The 16321-nt window shown below is 38.1% G+C and carries 17 protein-coding genes; 15 read left to right on the plus strand and 2 right to left on the minus strand.

Going from position 1 to position 16321, the window contains the following annotated elements; genetic code table 11:
• Nucleotides 1-9 precede the first annotated feature (9 nt).
• The 3 genes from ruvB to flgG are packed head-to-tail and all read left to right on the plus strand — an operon-like array spanning nucleotide 10 to nucleotide 2697.
• The gene (ruvB, locus tag MRZ19_RS07595) at nucleotides 10-1005 is read left to right on the plus strand and encodes a Holliday junction branch migration DNA helicase RuvB (RefSeq protein WP_291031696.1); all 996 of its coding nucleotides are present in this window, start codon (nucleotides 10-12) and stop codon (nucleotides 1003-1005) included.
• A 59-nt stretch (nucleotides 1006-1064) separates the two neighbouring features.
• Nucleotides 1065-1898 (plus strand): flagellar hook-basal body protein, encoded by an 834-nt coding sequence (locus MRZ19_RS07600; RefSeq protein WP_291031697.1) that lies wholly within the window; start codon nucleotides 1065-1067, stop codon nucleotides 1896-1898.
• A gap of 10 nt (nucleotides 1899-1908) precedes the next feature.
• Nucleotides 1909-2697: a flagellar basal-body rod protein FlgG gene (gene flgG / locus MRZ19_RS07605; protein WP_291031698.1), complete on the plus strand. Its 789-nt coding sequence runs from the start codon at nucleotides 1909-1911 to the stop codon at nucleotides 2695-2697.
• Nucleotides 2698-2737: 40 nt separating this feature from the next.
• Here the strand turns inward: flgG and MRZ19_RS07610 are convergent, their stop codons facing one another.
• Nucleotides 2738-5311 (minus strand): AAA family ATPase, encoded by a 2574-nt coding sequence (locus MRZ19_RS07610; protein ID WP_291031699.1) that lies wholly within the window; start codon nucleotides 5309-5311, stop codon nucleotides 2738-2740.
• A 257-nt stretch (nucleotides 5312-5568) separates the two neighbouring features.
• On the opposite strand from MRZ19_RS07610, the gene MRZ19_RS07615 reads away from it, so the two are divergent.
• The 12 genes from MRZ19_RS07615 to ribD are packed head-to-tail and all read left to right on the plus strand — an operon-like array spanning nucleotide 5569 to nucleotide 16088.
• A complete protein-coding gene (locus tag MRZ19_RS07615) occupies nucleotides 5569-6390 on the plus strand; it encodes a universal stress protein (RefSeq protein WP_291031700.1) in 822 nt (273 codons plus the stop codon).
• A 38-nt stretch (nucleotides 6391-6428) separates the two neighbouring features.
• Nucleotides 6429-7706, plus strand: a complete 1278-nt coding sequence (locus tag MRZ19_RS07620) for a ComEC/Rec2 family competence protein (RefSeq protein ID WP_291031701.1) — start codon at nucleotides 6429-6431, stop codon at nucleotides 7704-7706.
• Between the two features lie 41 nt (nucleotides 7707-7747).
• A complete protein-coding gene (locus MRZ19_RS07625) occupies nucleotides 7748-8290 on the plus strand; it encodes a DUF502 domain-containing protein (RefSeq protein WP_291031702.1) in 543 nt (180 codons plus the stop codon).
• 8 nt (nucleotides 8291-8298) lie between these two features.
• Nucleotides 8299-9156: a menaquinone biosynthesis prenyltransferase MqnP gene (gene mqnP / locus MRZ19_RS07630; protein WP_291031703.1), complete on the plus strand. Its 858-nt coding sequence runs from the start codon at nucleotides 8299-8301 to the stop codon at nucleotides 9154-9156.
• Nucleotides 9157-9167: 11 nt separating this feature from the next.
• Complete coding sequence (locus MRZ19_RS07635; protein ID WP_291031704.1) at nucleotides 9168-9710, plus strand: hypothetical protein; 543 nt, start codon at nucleotides 9168-9170, stop codon at nucleotides 9708-9710.
• Nucleotides 9703-10263, plus strand: coding sequence for a hypothetical protein (locus MRZ19_RS07640; RefSeq protein ID WP_291031705.1), 561 nt, complete (start codon nucleotides 9703-9705; stop codon nucleotides 10261-10263). The genes MRZ19_RS07635 and MRZ19_RS07640 overlap by 8 nt, the downstream gene beginning before the upstream one ends.
• Nucleotides 10264-10272: 9 nt before the next feature.
• Nucleotides 10273-11196 carry a homoserine kinase gene (gene thrB, locus MRZ19_RS07645; RefSeq protein WP_291031706.1) on the plus strand — a complete coding sequence of 308 codons (924 nt, stop codon included), beginning with the start codon at nucleotides 10273-10275 and terminating at the stop codon, nucleotides 11194-11196.
• 19 nt (nucleotides 11197-11215) lie between these two features.
• The gene (locus tag MRZ19_RS07650) at nucleotides 11216-11461 is read left to right on the plus strand and encodes a DUF448 domain-containing protein (RefSeq protein ID WP_291031707.1); all 246 of its coding nucleotides are present in this window, start codon (nucleotides 11216-11218) and stop codon (nucleotides 11459-11461) included.
• Nucleotides 11454-14183 (plus strand): translation initiation factor IF-2, encoded by a 2730-nt coding sequence (infB, locus tag MRZ19_RS07655; RefSeq protein ID WP_291031708.1) that lies wholly within the window; start codon nucleotides 11454-11456, stop codon nucleotides 14181-14183. Before MRZ19_RS07650 ends, infB begins: the two co-directional genes overlap by 8 nt.
• Nucleotides 14183-14551, plus strand: coding sequence for a 30S ribosome-binding factor RbfA (rbfA, locus tag MRZ19_RS07660; protein WP_291031709.1), 369 nt, complete (start codon nucleotides 14183-14185; stop codon nucleotides 14549-14551). Before infB ends, rbfA begins: the two co-directional genes overlap by 1 nt.
• On the plus strand, nucleotides 14551-15003 hold the full coding sequence (gene rimP, locus MRZ19_RS07665) for a ribosome maturation factor RimP (RefSeq protein ID WP_291031710.1): 453 nt from the start codon (nucleotides 14551-14553) through the stop codon (nucleotides 15001-15003). Before rbfA ends, rimP begins: the two co-directional genes overlap by 1 nt.
• Nucleotides 15003-16088, plus strand: a complete 1086-nt coding sequence (gene ribD / locus MRZ19_RS07670; protein ID WP_291031869.1) for a bifunctional diaminohydroxyphosphoribosylaminopyrimidine deaminase/5-amino-6-(5-phosphoribosylamino)uracil reductase RibD — start codon at nucleotides 15003-15005, stop codon at nucleotides 16086-16088. The genes rimP and ribD overlap by 1 nt, the downstream gene beginning before the upstream one ends.
• On the opposite strand, the gene MRZ19_RS07675 is transcribed toward ribD, so the two are convergent.
• Nucleotides 16054-16263, minus strand: coding sequence for a hypothetical protein (locus tag MRZ19_RS07675; RefSeq protein WP_291031711.1), 210 nt, complete (start codon nucleotides 16261-16263; stop codon nucleotides 16054-16056). The genes ribD and MRZ19_RS07675 overlap by 35 nt on opposite strands.
• Nucleotides 16264-16321 lie beyond the last annotated feature (58 nt).

The following is a 16321-nucleotide window of genomic DNA, read 5'->3' on the forward strand; positions in this document are numbered from 1 at the left end:
AGGAAAATTATGGAGCGCATTGTAGAGATTGAAAAAATGTCGCTTGATGGGGAAGAGGAAGTTAAACTTCGCCCATCGTGTTGGGATGATTATATTGGGCAGGAGAAGTTAAAAAAGAATTTGCAGGTTTTTATTGCAGCAGCAAAAAAGCGCAAAGATGCGCTAGATCATTTACTGCTTTTTGGACCGCCGGGGCTTGGCAAGACAACTTTAGCACATATTATTAGTGCAGAAATGCAAACTTCTATTAAGGTAACTGCTGCGCCAATGATTGAAAAAGCAGGAGATTTAGCGGCGATTTTAACAAATTTAAATGAAGGCGAGATTTTATTTATTGATGAAATCCATCGCTTAAGCCCAGCAATTGAAGAGATTTTATATCCTGCAATGGAGGATTTTAGATTGGATATTATTATTGGAAGTGGTCCTGCGGCACAGAGTGTAAAGATTGATTTGCCCCGCTTTACGCTAATTGGCGCAACAACAAGGGCGGGAATGATTAGCAATCCTTTGCGCGATCGCTTTGGAATGCAGTTTAGAATGCAGTTTTATGAGAAGGAAGAACTTGCAAGGATTGTAATGCTAGCTTCCATTAAGCTACAAAAGGAGTGCAAAAAGGAAGGGGCGTTAGAGATTGCTAAACGCTCGCGTGGCACGCCAAGAATTGCATTGCGCTTGCTTAAGCGTGTTAGGGATTTTGCAGAAGTGGCAGAAGAAGCAATGATTACAAAAGAGCGCACGCAATATGCACTCAATGAACTAGGGGTGAATGAACACGGCTTTGATGAGTTAGATTTGCGCTTTTTAAAGATTATTTGTGAGAGCAGGGGGCGTCCGATTGGACTTAGCACGCTTGCAGCGGCGATGAGTGAAGATGAAGGCACGATTGAATATGTGATTGAGCCTTATTTGCTAGTGAATGGGTTTTTAGAGCGCACAGCAAGGGGTAGGATTGCTACGCAAAAAACTTATGAACTCTTTTCTTTTAGGAATGCTTTGTTTTAGATTTTCATTGTGGAATACCTTTTGCTTTAAGCCTTGTAATTTTGTCAAAAAGGCTTAGAATGCAAGGTGGATATTATAGTTCCGTAGGTGGTATGGTAACACAAATTAACCGCTTAGATGTGATAGCAAATAATATTGCAAATGCTAACACAACAGGTTTTAAGCGTGATGATGTTGTCATTGGAGATTTTTTGCGCTTGTATGAGCAACACAAAGAGTTTTTGCCCTTAAAAGAGCAAACAAAAGATGCGGCAAAGTTTTATAATCGCTCCCTTAATCGTGTGCCACAAATTGTGGAGGAATTTACGGATAATAAAGTGGGCGGAATGATGATTACGGGTAATACATTTGACTTTGCTTTGAGTAGAGAAAATATGTATTTTATGGTAGAAACTCCTGATGGCATCCGCTACACACGCGATGGTTCTTTTGTGCTAAATGAGCAAGGTAGACTTGTCACAAAAGAAGGCTTCCCCGTGCTTCCACGCGAATATTTAGATGCTCCACAATACATTGAATTTATTGATGGATTCCAAGTAGAAGTGGATAGCAATGGCAACATTTACACAAGGGATTTAAATAACGAAGGCATTAGTGAGATGGCATTAATTGCAAATGTTGGTGTGGTGTCCTTTGAAAATCCAAAATATCTTAAAAAAATCGGTGATAATCTCTACTCTTATCCCAAAGAACGCAATAATGAGCGTGAAGCATTAGCACAAAGCGGAGCAGTTAGGCAAGGCTTTTTAGAAAAAAGTAATATTAATGTTGTCCAAGAAATGACAGGACTCATTGAAACAAATCGCTTGGTTGAAGCGTATTCTAAGGTGTTAAAAACACATATGGATGAGCTAAACACAGAGGCAATCACAAAACTAGCGGCAAAAGCATAAAGGATTTAAAATGATGCGCGCATTATACACAGCAACAACAGGAATGTTAGGACAGCAATTACAAATTGATGTCACTTCAAATAATATCTCAAATGTGAATACCTTTGGTTACAGAAAAGAAAGGGCGGAGTTTGCAGATTTGTTCCATCAAGTGCTACAATATGCAGGTTCTAGCACGAGTGAGACGACACTAAGCCCCACAGGCATTGAAATAGGACTTGGCGTGCGTCCAACGGCGGTGCAAAAGATTTTCTCACAAGGTAATTTTAAGGAAACAGAACAGAATCTTGATGTGGCAATCACAGGGAATGGGTTTTTTCAAATTGAATTGCCTGATGGGACGATTGCTTACACGCGCGATGGTTCCTTTAAGCGCGATGATGAAGGGAATGTAGTCAATTCTCAAGGTTATCTGCTTGTGCCAAATATCACAATCCCAGATGATGCCACGCAGATTAATATCGGCACAGATGGCACGGTTACCGTGGTGCAGGGGAATGAAACAGAAGTGAATCAAATTGGGCAAATTGAAACAGCTAATTTTATTAATCCAGCAGGATTACACGCTTTAGGGGATAATCTCTATCTTAACACGAATGCTTCAGGAGATCCAATTGTAGGCACTCCGGGGCTAAATGGCTTTGGGCAGCTTAGGCAGGGCTTTGTGGAGACAAGCAATGTGAAGCTTGTTGAAGAGATGACTGATTTGATTGTGGGGCAAAGGGCGTATGAGGCAAATTCTAAATCCATCCAAACCGCTGATGCGATGCTACAAACCGTCAATCAACTCAAGCGTTAAAACTAATTAATGCTTGATGATGGAAATTGAAACTAGAATCCTAAGAGATTCTAGTGTGTATGCTGTTATTTTCTGCATAGAAGCTAACCTTGCTTCCTTCTTTGATTTTATCTTGTAGAATTAAATCTGCTAGGCGGTCTTCTATCTCTTCATACAAGGAGCGTTTAAGCGGTCTTGCTCCAAAAATTGGATCAAAGCCAACTTTTGCGATAAACTCTTTTGCGCTATTTTCTAGTGTAATTTCAATATTGCGCTCTGTTAGTTTCTTTTGGATTCCTTTAAAGAGAATATCTACAATGCGCGCAATTTGTTCTAAGCCTAAAGGATTAAAAATAATAATATCATCTAAGCGGTTTAAAAACTCTGGTTTAAAATAACTTTTTAAGGCATCTTTTACAGCCTTTTGGCGTGCATTTAAATCGCTAATTTCCATAATCGCATTGCTTGCAATATTGCTTGTTAAAATAATAATAGTGTTTTTAAAGTCAATGGTTACACCTTTATTGTCGGTTAATCGCCCATCATCAAGCACTTGTAAGAGCATATTAAACACATCTGGATGCGCCTTTTCAATCTCATCAAAGAGCACCACGCTATAAGGTTTTCTACGCACTGCTTCTGTGAGTTGCCCACCCTCTTCATAGCCTACATATCCAGGAGGTGCGCCAACAAGTCTGCTTGCGGCGTGTTTTTCCATATATTCGCTCATATCAATGCGGATAAGATTCTTCTCACTATCAAATAAGAATCTAGCTAGGGTTTTTGCTGATTCTGTTTTCCCAACGCCTGTGGGACCTAAGAATAAAAAGCTTCCAATGGGGCGATTTAGCTCACTTAAGCCTGCTTTATTGCGCTTTATGGCTCTTGCAATGGCGTGTAAGGCGTTATCCTGCCCTACAACATCTTTTTTAAGCTCCCATTCAATGCCTAAAATCCTATCTTTTTCCTCTTGAAGCATTTTTTTAATAGGGATTTGTGTCCAACGACTAATCACTGCGGCAATGGATTCTGGTAGCACAGCATTTCTTAAAAGCGTGCCATTTTCTTGCATACTCTCCCATTTTTGATTTTGCGATTCTAACTCTTTTTCTAACTCTGGAATCTTTCCATAATCAATTTCAGCAGCTTTGCTAAACTCTCCGTTGCGTTTTGCTAGCGTGCTTTGTGTGCGTAAAGAGTCAATCTCTACCTTAATGCTAGCAATTTTATTAAACACTTGCTTTTCTGTTTCAAATTGCGCTTCTAATGTTTTTTTGGTTTCTTCCTTGTTGCTAAGTTCCTTTTCAATCTCTTGAATGCGTGCTTGGTTTTTCTCGCTTTTTTCCATTAAAAGTGCTTCTTTTTCAACTTGTAAGGCTTCCATTTCTCTTTTAACTTTGGCAAGCTCACTTGGTTCAGATTCTATTTGCATTTTAAGCTCTGCTGCTGCTTCATCAATTAAATCAATGGCTTTATCAGGCAAAAATCTATCGCTAATGTAGCGGTTTGATAGCTTTGCAGCGGCGACTAATGCGCTATCTGTTATGGTTACATTATGGTGGGCTTCTAATTTCTCTTTGATTCCACGCAAGATTTGCAAGGCTTCATTGATATTAGGCTCATTTAGCATTACAGGTTGGAATCGTCTTTGTAAGGCGGCGTCTTTTTCAAAATATTTGCGGTATTCTTTGAGTGTTGTTGCACCTATGGTATGGAGTTCTCCCCTTGCAAGAGCGGGTTTTAGGATATTTGCGGCGTCCATTCCGCCTTCACTTGCGCCTGCACCTACGATTGTGTGAATTTCATCAATAAATAAAATAATATTACCACTTTTTTTGACTTCATCAATCACTTTTTTCAAGCGGTCTTCAAACTCTCCGCGATATTTCGCCCCTGCAACTAATGCACTCATATCAAGGGCAATCACGCGTTTATTTTGTAAAGAAAGTGGCACTTCTTTTTTAATAATTCTCTGTGCTAGCCCTTCTACAACAGCGGTTTTTCCAACGCCGGGTTCTCCTAAAAGAATGGGATTATTCTTTGTCTTTCTGATTAAAATTTGCATCATATGCGTGATTTCTTCATCTCTACCAATGACTGGGTCAAGCTTGCCTTCAATGGCTTTTTTGGTTAAGTCAATGCCAAATTTTTCTAGCGATTCTAAGTTTTCATCAGCACTTTGTGAGTCAATCCTAGCCCCTGCACGCATTGCTTCAAAAGTCTTTTTAAGTTCATGAATATCTAAGAATTTAGAAAAAAGATTCCTAATGGTTGGCTCTTGTAAATTTGCTAGGATAAAGGTATCAAGAGCGATATAGGAATCGCCATTTTTTGTGGCTAGTCCATCAGCTTGGTTTAGAGCATCGCTTAGATTGCGTGAGATTTTAAGATTTTCCTTCGTTACATTATTGTTTTGTGGAAGTGTGCTAGCAATGCTTTTTGCTTCAAGTTCAAGGGCGGTTTTGTCAAGGTTTAGGCGGTTTAGGGCTTGGTTTAAAAGTGAGCTAGTGTTTGCTAGCATTGCCCAAAAGAGATGGATGGGTTCAATTTCTTGGTTTTTATTGTGTAAGGCAAGAGATGTGCCTTGTTCTAAGGTTTCTTGCAATGTGTTGGTGAGTTTTTCTAAAAGATTCATAAACACTCCTTTTTAAAAATGATTTGTTTGCATTATATAACTTTAGTGTAATATTGTCAAGTTTTATAATAATAAAATACTAAGATTTTCTAAATGCTATAAACTAAGATTTAATGGATGGAATATATTGCTTAAGATGGGTAGTTTTGAAAATGCTTTGTAAAAATTTAGAAATTTATGGAATTTTTAGCTTTATTTAGTGTATGTCTTTTGGTATAATTTTTAGGATATTAAATTTACAAAGGGTGGAGGTTTGTATGAAAGATAGAATTGTAGTTGCAACGGATTTTTCAAAGAATAGTTTAGTTAGCATAACAAAGGCAATGGATTTAGCAAAAAAACAAAAATGCTCGCTTGATGTTGTGCATATCGTGGAATATTCCATTTTTCACGATACTAAAAAGGATAAGAAGGCAGGTAAAGAGGCGTTGGCAAAATTTCTTGCAGAGCATTTTCCAAAGTTAGAAGTGGAGGTTTCGCAATTTTGTTATGTAGGGACAATTTACAAAGAAATCCATAAACACTCAAGGGATAGAGAGTGCCGTTTGCTAGTCATTGGTGCAACAGGGGAGACACAGCATTTAACAGATGTTCTTTTGGGTTCTGTGGCAAAGCGCATTGTGCGTAAAGCAGAGATTCCGGTGCTTGTAACAAAAAATGAGTCTTTGTCGGATTATGCAAATATTTTTTCTCCAACAGACTTTTCAGAAGATTCTTTGAAAACTGCTGAAGCAACACGTAAGCTTTTTCCTAATGCACATTTGATTTTTTATCATATGATTGCTCGTCCTTTTGAGTTGCGTTTGGGGCATTATGGTGCTGATGATGCGCAGATTTCAAGCTTTAATAAAGAATCGGAAGCTAAGGCAAAAGAAATTTCAAAAAAATTCTTAAAAAACTTTTCTGGAAAAAATGAAGTGGTGTTAGATAGTGGAATCTTATCTTACACTAGGCTATTAAGTGTTGCAGAATCCAAAAATGCTTCGTTAATCGCACTTCCAACAAGTGGAAAAATTAGCTTTTTTGCTTTAGATGTGTTACAAAATTCTCATGTAGATGTGTTTATTTGTAAATTTTAACGCTATAAGAATTGCTCTAAGCGATTCTTTTTCTTAAAGTGCAGCTTGTTCCTTTGTTTTTTAGTTTTAAAGAGCGGGTTGTTTTACTTGTATGTCTAATGCTTCTGTGTTGTTTTACGCTAGGTTTTAAATCTTATCAATTCCATACGCTCAAATCACAACAAACACCACAAATCAAAGCGGAAGTTTTATTGCAATACACAAAAACCAAAAATAATAAAACTTATTTTGTGTTAAAGCTAAAAAGTGATTTTGGAATCTTTTACACCACAACTTATGAGGATTTACGCACGATTAAGCATAGGCAGGTTTTATTGCGCATAGTGCTTAAAAATGTGGGATTTTTAGAATTTTTAAAAGGGTTTTATGCGCCAAGTTTTAACATTGTTTTATTGCAAGATTCCACTTTTAAAACAGCCTTGCGTCAAAATATTTTATCGCAACATAGCACACAAGTTATGGGGGAGTATTATTTAGCGCTTTTTTTAGCAGATAGTTTGCCAAAGCAATGGAGGGATTTAGCGCAGAGTTATGGCATTGCGCATCTTTTTGCCATTTCTGGATTCCATATTGGAATTTTAAGTGCAGCAGGATTTTTTATTTTAGGGCTTTTGTATAAGCCTTTGCAAGCAAGGTTTTTTCCTTTTAGGAATTACTTTTTTGATGTGGGTTTTATTGTGGTTGTTTTGCAGTTAGCCTATTATTCCATCCTTACGCAATCGCCTTCGTATTTGCGTGCAATGACAATGAGTGCGGTGGCGTTTTTTATGCTGTGGAAGGGGATTAACATTTGGCGCATTGAGATGCTGTTTTGGTGTGTTGCAATTTTGCTTGCACTTTTTCCGCAGCTGCTTTTTTCTGTTGGTTTTTATTTCTCCTGCCTTGGGGTTTTATACATTGCTCTTTTCTTTAAATATTTTAAGTCTCCAAAAGGTGCGCTAAAGAAACTATTATACGGAATTGCTTTGAATGCTTCTACCTTTTTTCAAATGAGCATTATTGTGCATTATTTCTTTCCGCCCTTTTCTCCTTTAGTGCTTCTTTCGCTTCTATTTACGCCATTATTTATGCTGTATTATCCCTTCGTTTTGTTGGCGCATTTACTAGGATTTGGTGGAGTCTTAGATGCACCTTTGGTGTGGTGGCTAGAGATTCCAACACGCACAATTGTGTTAAATCCCGGAATTTATGCGTTTTTACTCTGCAATGCTTTAAGCCTTGTGGCAGTTAAATATAAAAGCGCATTTTTGGCACTTTTAGCATTGAATATTATGTGTTTTTGCTACGGAGTGTATTTGTATTTTTATGCTTTTTAGGCTAGAATTTACCATTTTTAGTTTTGAATAAGGGTTGTTGCGTGGATGGTATTATTTCTAAGGTGAGTAAGGGAATCTTTGCGATTCTACCTTTTTTGTTATTGTTTTGGATTTTTTCTTTTGTGTATGAATTTTGTGCAAAAATCTTTTATTCTGTTTTTGGAATCACAAATGCAAATTTATTTGTTACACTTTTGATTTTTGTTTTGAGTGTGGTTTTGCTCTATTACATTGGGCATTTAGTGGATAAAAATAAAGAGTTTTTGCTCATTAGAGTCACAGAGATTATCATTGGTAGGATTCCGCTTGTTAAAAGTATTTATTCTGGGATTAAAGAGGTGCTAAACATTTTCTCTGGCAAAAATAAAGAGGGATATTTAGGTGTGGCATATGTCAATGTCGGAAATATGGAGTTGCTTGGTTTTATCACTAAAGAAGAGGAGGAAGTATTTTGGGTCTTTGTGCCAACAACGCCAAATCCTACTTCAGGCTTTGTGCTAAGGATTCCAAAAGATAAGGTTAGGATGTCAGATTTATCCGTGAGTGAAGGTTTTAAGAGAATCATTTCTTTGGGCGTGAAATAAGGAAGTTTATGCAATTTTTGCAAAAGGTTAAAGATTTTAGAGAGCTTGTGATGTTTGAGCATAGTGTTTTTTCTCTGCCTTTTATTTTTATCGCAATGGTAACTGCTGCGCAAGGGTGGTTTGGGTTTAAACTGCTGATTTTTGGAGTGATTGCAAGTGTGAGTGCTAGGAATTTCGCAATGGCATTTAATCGCTTTGCAGATAGGAGGTTTGATGCCACAAATCCCCGCACACAAAATCGTCCAAGTGTAGATGGTAGAATCTCTAAAAAAGCAATGCTAATATTTATTTTTGTAAATGCGCTGATTTTTGTGGCAATGGGGTATGTGATGAATCCTTTGTGTTTTTATCTTTCTTTTCCGATTCTAATTATTTTAGCAGGCTATTCTTTGGTGAAGCGTTTTTCTAGTGCGGCTCATTTAGTGCTTGGGCTATCTTTAGGGCTTGCACCTATTGCTGGAGTGGCGGCAGTTAGCGGAGAGATTCCGCTTTGGAGTGTGTATTTATGTATTGGGGTGCTATTTTGGGTGGCAGGATTTGATTTGCTCTATGCTTTACAGGATATACAGCACGATAAGAAAGAAGGGTTATATTCTGTGCCAAGTGTCTTTGGTGTGCAAAAAACACTTTGGATTTCACGCATTTTTCATTGTTTAACGCTTGCCTTTTGGGGCTTGTTTATAGTGGAAGCACATCTTGGGCTTTGGATGTGGATAGGGTTTTTTGTAGCGGTGGTGGCATTGTGTTTTGAGCAGTATTTAGTAACTAAAAATTTTGAGCATATTCCGCGCGCATTTTTTACGATAAATGGCTATTTGGGAATTGCATTTTTAGGATTTTGTATTGTGGATTTTATTAGTCAATAAAGGGAGAGTAGATGGAAAATTTTGCAAAAAGTCGTTTGATTGAAACTTTATTAAACATTGAATATGCAGTGGCACATAATAATGCAGAAACCTTTGCAGAGGAGTTTAATAAACTCACGCAAAGCGATGAAGATCCTATTGGTGAGTGGTTGCGCTTAACCCGTGCTAAAAAAGGAAATTTAGAAGCAGATAATGTGGTGATTTTAGAATTGCTTGTGGAGGTTTATAGAAAGATAGAGTCTCTTGAGGCACGCATTAGCGGAGAGACAAAAAATTATGTCGCATTAGAGAATAAAGGAAGTGTTAGCACAATTGGGCATAGTTGCTTTGCACTTAAGGATTCTAAACTTTTAGAAAACACCCTTTATTATGGTAGAATAGAACTTCCTACTTTTCCTACGCGCATTGTTCCTGTGTATTTTGTGTATCGTTCAGGGCTTGCGTGGATTGAACGCATTCATGGGCGCGATGAAGTAGAATGGGATGGTTATGTTGCAAGCAAGGAGCGCGCATTGATCCGCTCCATTAAGAATAAAAAGGTAGAGAATGGGTAATGCTGTTGATATAATGCTTTGGGGTGGGATTGGACTTGCAATTGTTTTTATTCTCCTTATTGTATATTTATATCTAAAAGAAGGGGAAGGCAATAAGCGTGCAAGGCGTTATGAAAAATCCATTGAAGAGCTAAACAAAGAAGTCTATCGTTTGACTAAACGCATAAAGGAGCAAGAAAGTGAGCTAGAGCGTTTTAAAGTCAATATTAAAGCACAGATTTATCAAGACACGCGCTTAGAGATGAAAAACTTGCTTGATGCAAATTTAAGTGCGCAAGTTGCGCCATTACGCAATGATATGGAATCACTAAAAGCAGAGTGGCAAGGCGCAAAGTGTGCTTTAGAGAGTGTAGAGCATTTAGAAAATAAAATGTTTGCACTTGAAGATAGAATTAAAGAATTTGTTTATACACCAACAAGCCCTACAAACATTGATGAAGGACGCATTATTGCTATGTTTAAAGAGGGTTGGAGTGTGGATTCTATTGCAAAAGAGTTGCGTATTGGTAAGGGTGAAGTGGAATTTACTCTTAAGTTTGCGAATTTAAGTTAAGGAGCGGTAATGGAATTTCGCGTCCCTGCAACAAGTGCTAATTTGGGTCCGGGCTTTGATAGCTTAGGGCTTGCATTGGGATTGTATAATCGCTTTAGTTTAAAACCATCTAAAATCCCTTCCATCCAAATCCGTGGTGAAGGTGCTAAGAATCCAAAATTGCGTGTGGATAATGTGTTTGTTAGAATCTTTAATGAACAATTAAAGAAACTCATAGGCTCTACGCTCCCATTTAAATTTATTTTTGATAATGCGATTCCAATTTCTAGGGGGCTTGGAAGTAGTTCTGCAGTGATTATCGGAGCAATTGCAGCAGCATTTAAAGTTGCACAAATGCCTTTTGATAGACAAAAGATTGTGAATCTTGCATTGCGTTATGAAGCCCATCCAGATAACATTACGCCTGCGTGTATGGGTGGGTTTAATGTTTGTGTGTTGGCAAACAGAGATAGGGAAGTGCGCTTTATTAATCAGCCCTTTCCTGAGAGTGTGGCTGCTGTAATTGTGATCCCCAATCAATCTACTTCTACGCATCTTTCGCGCCAGAGTCTTCCTAAGCGTTATTTTCAAAAAGATGTTATTTTTAATCTCTCACACGCAAGTTTGCTTTCTAGCGCATTTATCACGGGGCGTTTTGATTTATTGCGTGAAGCAAGCCAAGATAGAATGCATCAATTTTATAGAATGAAACAGATTCCATTACTCTTTGAAGTGCAACGCACTGCTTTGCAAAATGGTGCATTAATGAGCACACTTTCAGGGAGTGGTTCAAGCTTTTTTAATCTGTGCTATAAAGACGATGTAAAGCATCTTTGTGGCACGCTTAGTCAAAAGTTTTCAAAATTAAGGGTATTAAGTTTAGGTTTTGATAATGAGGGAGTATGGTTTGAAGACGAAAATCTAAGACATTTTGATGATGAATTTAAGCTCTAGTTTGCTATAATGAGGGTTTATGTCTAGTTCGGTTAGAATGTGCATTGTATGCAGGGGGAGATTTCCACAAAAATCTTTGTTGCGCTTGCAATATCAAAATTCTAAATTACAGGCATTTAAAGGCTTTGGTAGAAGTTTTTATGTTTGTCAAAACTGCCAAAATACTCCAAAATTAGACGATTGCATCATAAAAGTTTGTAGATTGGATAAGAAACACAAAGAAACCATTAAATCCGCATTAAAGGAGATTTTTTTATATGGATAAAATCCGTATTAGTCAAATTGCTAAAGAATTGAGTAAAACAAGTAAAGAAGTTTTGCAAAAAGCAGAGGAGCTAGGTTTTGAGGTGAAAACTGCTTCTAGCACTGTTACTGCCACAGAAGCCGATGTGCTTTATAACTACATTTTATCTGGTGTAAATCCCAATGCTAGCAAAGAAGGTAGCCAAAAAGCAAAAACAACAAAATCCAATGCTACCGAATCCCAAACTAAAGAGTCTAAAAAAGGCACAAAAGAAAGCGTAAAATCTAGCGCAAAAACAACAAAATCTAATGCAAGAAGTGAATCAGAAGCTAGCACACAGGATAAGAAAGATTCCAAAAAGCAAAAAACTGCCAAATCTATAAAGGATTCCACACAAGAAAGCAAGGAAAAGTTAAATACCAAAAAAGAAAGTGCTTTAAAAGTTGAGCAGGAGCCTTTAGGGGAAATGCACCAAAACAGCACAGAAGCTTTTAAGGCGGAGGGAAATGGTCCGCAGGATAATGTGTCTATTAAGCGCACAGGCTTAAGGATTGTCAAAAAGCGTGATTTTAAGGACAATGCAAAAGAGGAAAACATACAAGAGCCCAAAAAAGAGGAGCGCAAGGAGTCTCCACGCACATTGCAAGATTTGCTAGGAAATTTAGAAGAAACTCACACACAACACAAAAACAAGAAAAAAGAAAAATCCAACTTGCATAGTAGCAAAAATCTAGGGCAACAGAAAATAGATTTAATGGATAATAGAGAGTTTCAAAGTATGCACGATGATGAGGAAGAGGGAATTATTTTATTTGATTTAAGTGTGCAAGATGAACGGGATATGGATGAGGAGGAGAATGAGCGTAAGGCAACAGCGGAGCGCATTAAGGTGCAACGCCATAATCCTTTTATGGAGCAAGGAAGTACAAGGCGTTCTAGCCGTAAAAAAGCCCCAAAAGTGCAAAAGGTGCAAGAGATTGTAAGTGGTGTGGTTAAGATTCCAGAAGAGATTAGAGCTTATGAGTTTGCTGAGAAGGTTGGCAGAAGTATAGGTGAAGTGATTAAAGTGCTTTTCAGTCTTGGAATGATGATTACTAAAAACGATTTTTTAGAAAAAGATGCCATTGAGATTTTAGCAGAGGAATTTGGTGTGCAAGTGGAGTTGTTAAATACCGCTGATGAACTAGATTATACACAGCTGCATAATGAGAATGATAAAGAAGAGCATTTAATTGTGCGTGCGCCTGTTGTTACGATTATGGGGCATGTAGATCACGGCAAGACTTCTTTATTGGATTATATTAGAAACACAAAAATTGCTTCAGGAGAGGCTGGGGGAATTACACAGCACATTGGTGCTTACACGATTAGCAAAAATGGCAGGGAAATTACTTTTATTGACACGCCCGGACACGAAGCCTTCAGTGAAATGCGTGCTAGGGGGGCATCTGTTACAGATGTAGCAATCATCGTTATTGCCGCAGATGATGGTGTGAAGCCCCAAACTATTGAAGCATTAAACCACGCAAAAGCAGCAAATGCGCCTATTATCATTGCGGTTAATAAAATTGATAAACCCGATGCAAATCCTGATAAGTTAAAAGCAGAAGCAGCAGAGCTAGGTTTTACACCGCTTGAATGGGGCGGGGAATATGAGTTTGTGCATATTTCTGCCAAGACAGGAGAGGGGATTGATGATTTGTTAGAAACAATCCTTTTGCAAGCGGAGATTTTAGATTTAAAGGCAAATCCAAACCGCCCAGCACGCGCTGTTGTTATTGAAAGCAGTTTGGAGAAGGGTAAAGGTCCTGTTGCAACACTTATTGTGCAAAATGGAACGCTAAAGGTTGGTGATAGCATTATTGCTGACACAGCATTTGGGCGCGTAAGGGCAATTAGCGATGATTTAGGAAAATCCATTGTTAGCATTGCGCCATCTGGAGTTGGTGTGATTACAGGATTGAGTGAAGTGCCACCGGCGGGTTCTGTGCTTTTAGTAGTAGAAAATGATATGATTGCTAGGGATTATGCGCAAAAGCGCGCAGCACACTTGCGTCAAAAAGAGCTTTCACATTCTACAAAAGTTTCTTTTGATGAACTAAGCTCTATGGTTGCTCTAGGGCAATTAAAAAGCTTGCCTGTGATTATAAAAGCTGATACACAAGGAAGTTTAGAGGCAATTCGTGGGAGTTTAGACAAATTCCAAAATGAAGAGGTGAAAGTTAATATCATCCACAAAGGTGTAGGTGGCATTACAGAGAGTGATGTAACGCTTGCTGGAGCTAGCGCAAATTGTGTCATTTTAGGCTTTAATGTGCGCCCAACAGGAGGCGTGAAAAATAAAGCAAAGGAGCTTGGAATTGAAATTAAGACTTATTCCATCATTTATGCTTTATTAGACGACATTAAAGCTTTGTTAGGAGGGCTTTTGTCTCCTGTTACAGAGGAGGAAAACACAGGGCAAGCTGAGGTTAGAGAAATATTTAGCATTGCAAAAGTTGGAACGATTGCTGGTTGTTTTGTAACAGAAGGCACAATTCAGCGTGGAATCAAAGTGCGCTTAATCCGCAATGGCGTGGTGATTCATACAGGAAATATCGCTTCGCTAAAGCGCTTTAAAGACGATGCAAGAGAAGTTGCTAAGGGCTTTGAGTGTGGGATTATGTTAGAGGATTATAATGATATTCAAATTAGCGATGTGTTTGAAACTTACAAAGAAGTGGAAAAGCAAAGGACGCTTTAATGCAAAATATTAAGCTAGCGCGTATGCAATCGCTTTTAAAAGAGATTTTACCAAGTGCGCTAGCGCATTTAAAGGATACTCGCCTAAATGCGCTTAATGTTGTAGATGTGCGCTGTTCGCGTGGTAAATACTTTGCAGAGGTGTTTTTGAATGCGCCTTTTGCAAATGAGAGGGAAAAAACTGAGATTTTAAAGCAGCTTAAAAAAGCACATGGTTTAATCAAGGAGTTTTGTTTGGAGGAGACAGGTTGGTTTCGTTGTCCGAATTTTAAATTTTTCTTTGATGGAAGCTTGGAGAAAGAAAATCGCTTAGATAGAATTTTTGAAGCTTTACAAAAAGAGCGGGAAAATAAACCAAAGGAATCTTAATGACACTTTCTCCAAATTTAGAAGAAAAAATTAAAGTTTTAGTGGAAAGCTTAGGCTTTGAACTCTATGATATTTTAACCCTTAAAGAAAATGAAAACCAAATTTTGCGCATTTGCATCACAAAAAATATGGAATCCAAAAGTATAAAACTCGATGATTGCCAAGAAGTAAGCCTTGCACTCTCGCCCTTGCTTGATGTGGAAATGCCAGATTTTGAGAAGTATTATTTAGAAGTGAGTTCTCCGGGCATTGAGCGTGTTTTAAAAACCTTAGAGCATTATAAGGGCGCAATTGACGCGCTTGTAAAAGTTAAAACATTCCAAGAAATTGAAGGCAAAAAGGAATTTAAGGGCAGATTAGTAAGCGTAGATGAAAGCGTGCTTGTGTTAGAAAGTGGGGCAAAGATTCCATTAAATGCGATAAAAAAGGCACAAACTTACTTTGAGTGGTGATGATGCTAACACACGCTTTTTATTTGGATTTATGCTTGCAATGTGCTTGGAAGGAGCAATTAAAAACGCTTCCAAACCCAGCTGTTGCGGCTCTTGTGCTAGATAAAAATGGGATGATTTTAAGCTTAGAATCGCATAAAGAATGTGGCAAACCCCACGCTGAAGTGCTAGCCTTGCAAAAAGCCTATGCAGCCCTAAGTGGCAATAATGCGATTCTATCCTTGAAAGATTCTGAAGCAATCCATTCCTATCTTTTAAAAAATGCGATTCCAACTTTTAAAGACATAACACTTTATGTTACCCTAGAGCCTTGCAGTAGTAATAAGAAGGGAAAAACTCCATCGTGTGCAGCATTGTTAAAAGCCTTAAAGCCAAAATGTGTGGTCATAGGAGCGCAAGATTGTAATGAGAGTGCAAAAGGCGGTGCACAGGAACTTTTGGATTCTGGAATTATCGTGCTAAAGGCTTGGGAAGTGGAATCCTTACAGGAATGCCACCAAAAGGCAAAGGCTCTTTTGCTGCCCTTTAGAGCCTTGCAAACACAGGGTAAATTTATGCTTTTTAAATATGCAAGCAGGCTTGATGGTAGCATTGATGGGGGGCAGATTAGCACAAAGGGAGCGCAAAGTTTGATGCACGACTATCGCACAAAGGCAGATGTGTTGCTGATTTCTGGGGAGAGTGTGCGTGCGGATAATCCGCGCCTTGATACGCGCTTTGCCACTTTAGCGCAAAGGAATCCTAATGTTGCCATTCTAACGCACCAAAAAGATTTTCCAAAAACTGCGCCTTTATTTACGATTCCAAATCGCAAAGTAGAGATTTTGCATTCCCTAGAGCAGGTGGAATCCTTGCGTGGTTTTATTTTTTGTGAAGGGGGAGCTAGGTTTTTTAACGCTCTACAAAATTTTATAGATTTAGTGCTTGTGATTTTAAATCCAAGTTTGAAAAAGGATTCCAATCTTAGAATGTCATTAGATGCAAGCTTTCACTTGCTCCATAGCGCACAAATTGCTGAAGATATTTTTCTATGGCTCGCAAAAAATAAATTTATTTTTTGGGATATAACGAAGCGTGCCAAATAGAGAATCCTACAAGTGCAACGCCCGCTGTTATATGGATTGTCTTTGCGGTTTTATTCTTTAAAAATAATGCACTTCCAGCTGTTAGTAATAAGCTTACGCTCATACCTATTTTTGCAATCTCGCGCTTTGTTTCAACAGAGGCTTTATTGGATTGAATTTCTAACTCTTTTTCCATATTTTCTCCTATTTTTTATTTTCTTTTAGAATATTTTTTGTATTTTAAAAATGCTTGT

The organism is Helicobacter sp. (assembly GCF_022770205.1).
Taxonomy (GTDB): domain Bacteria; phylum Campylobacterota; class Campylobacteria; order Campylobacterales; family Helicobacteraceae; genus Helicobacter_D.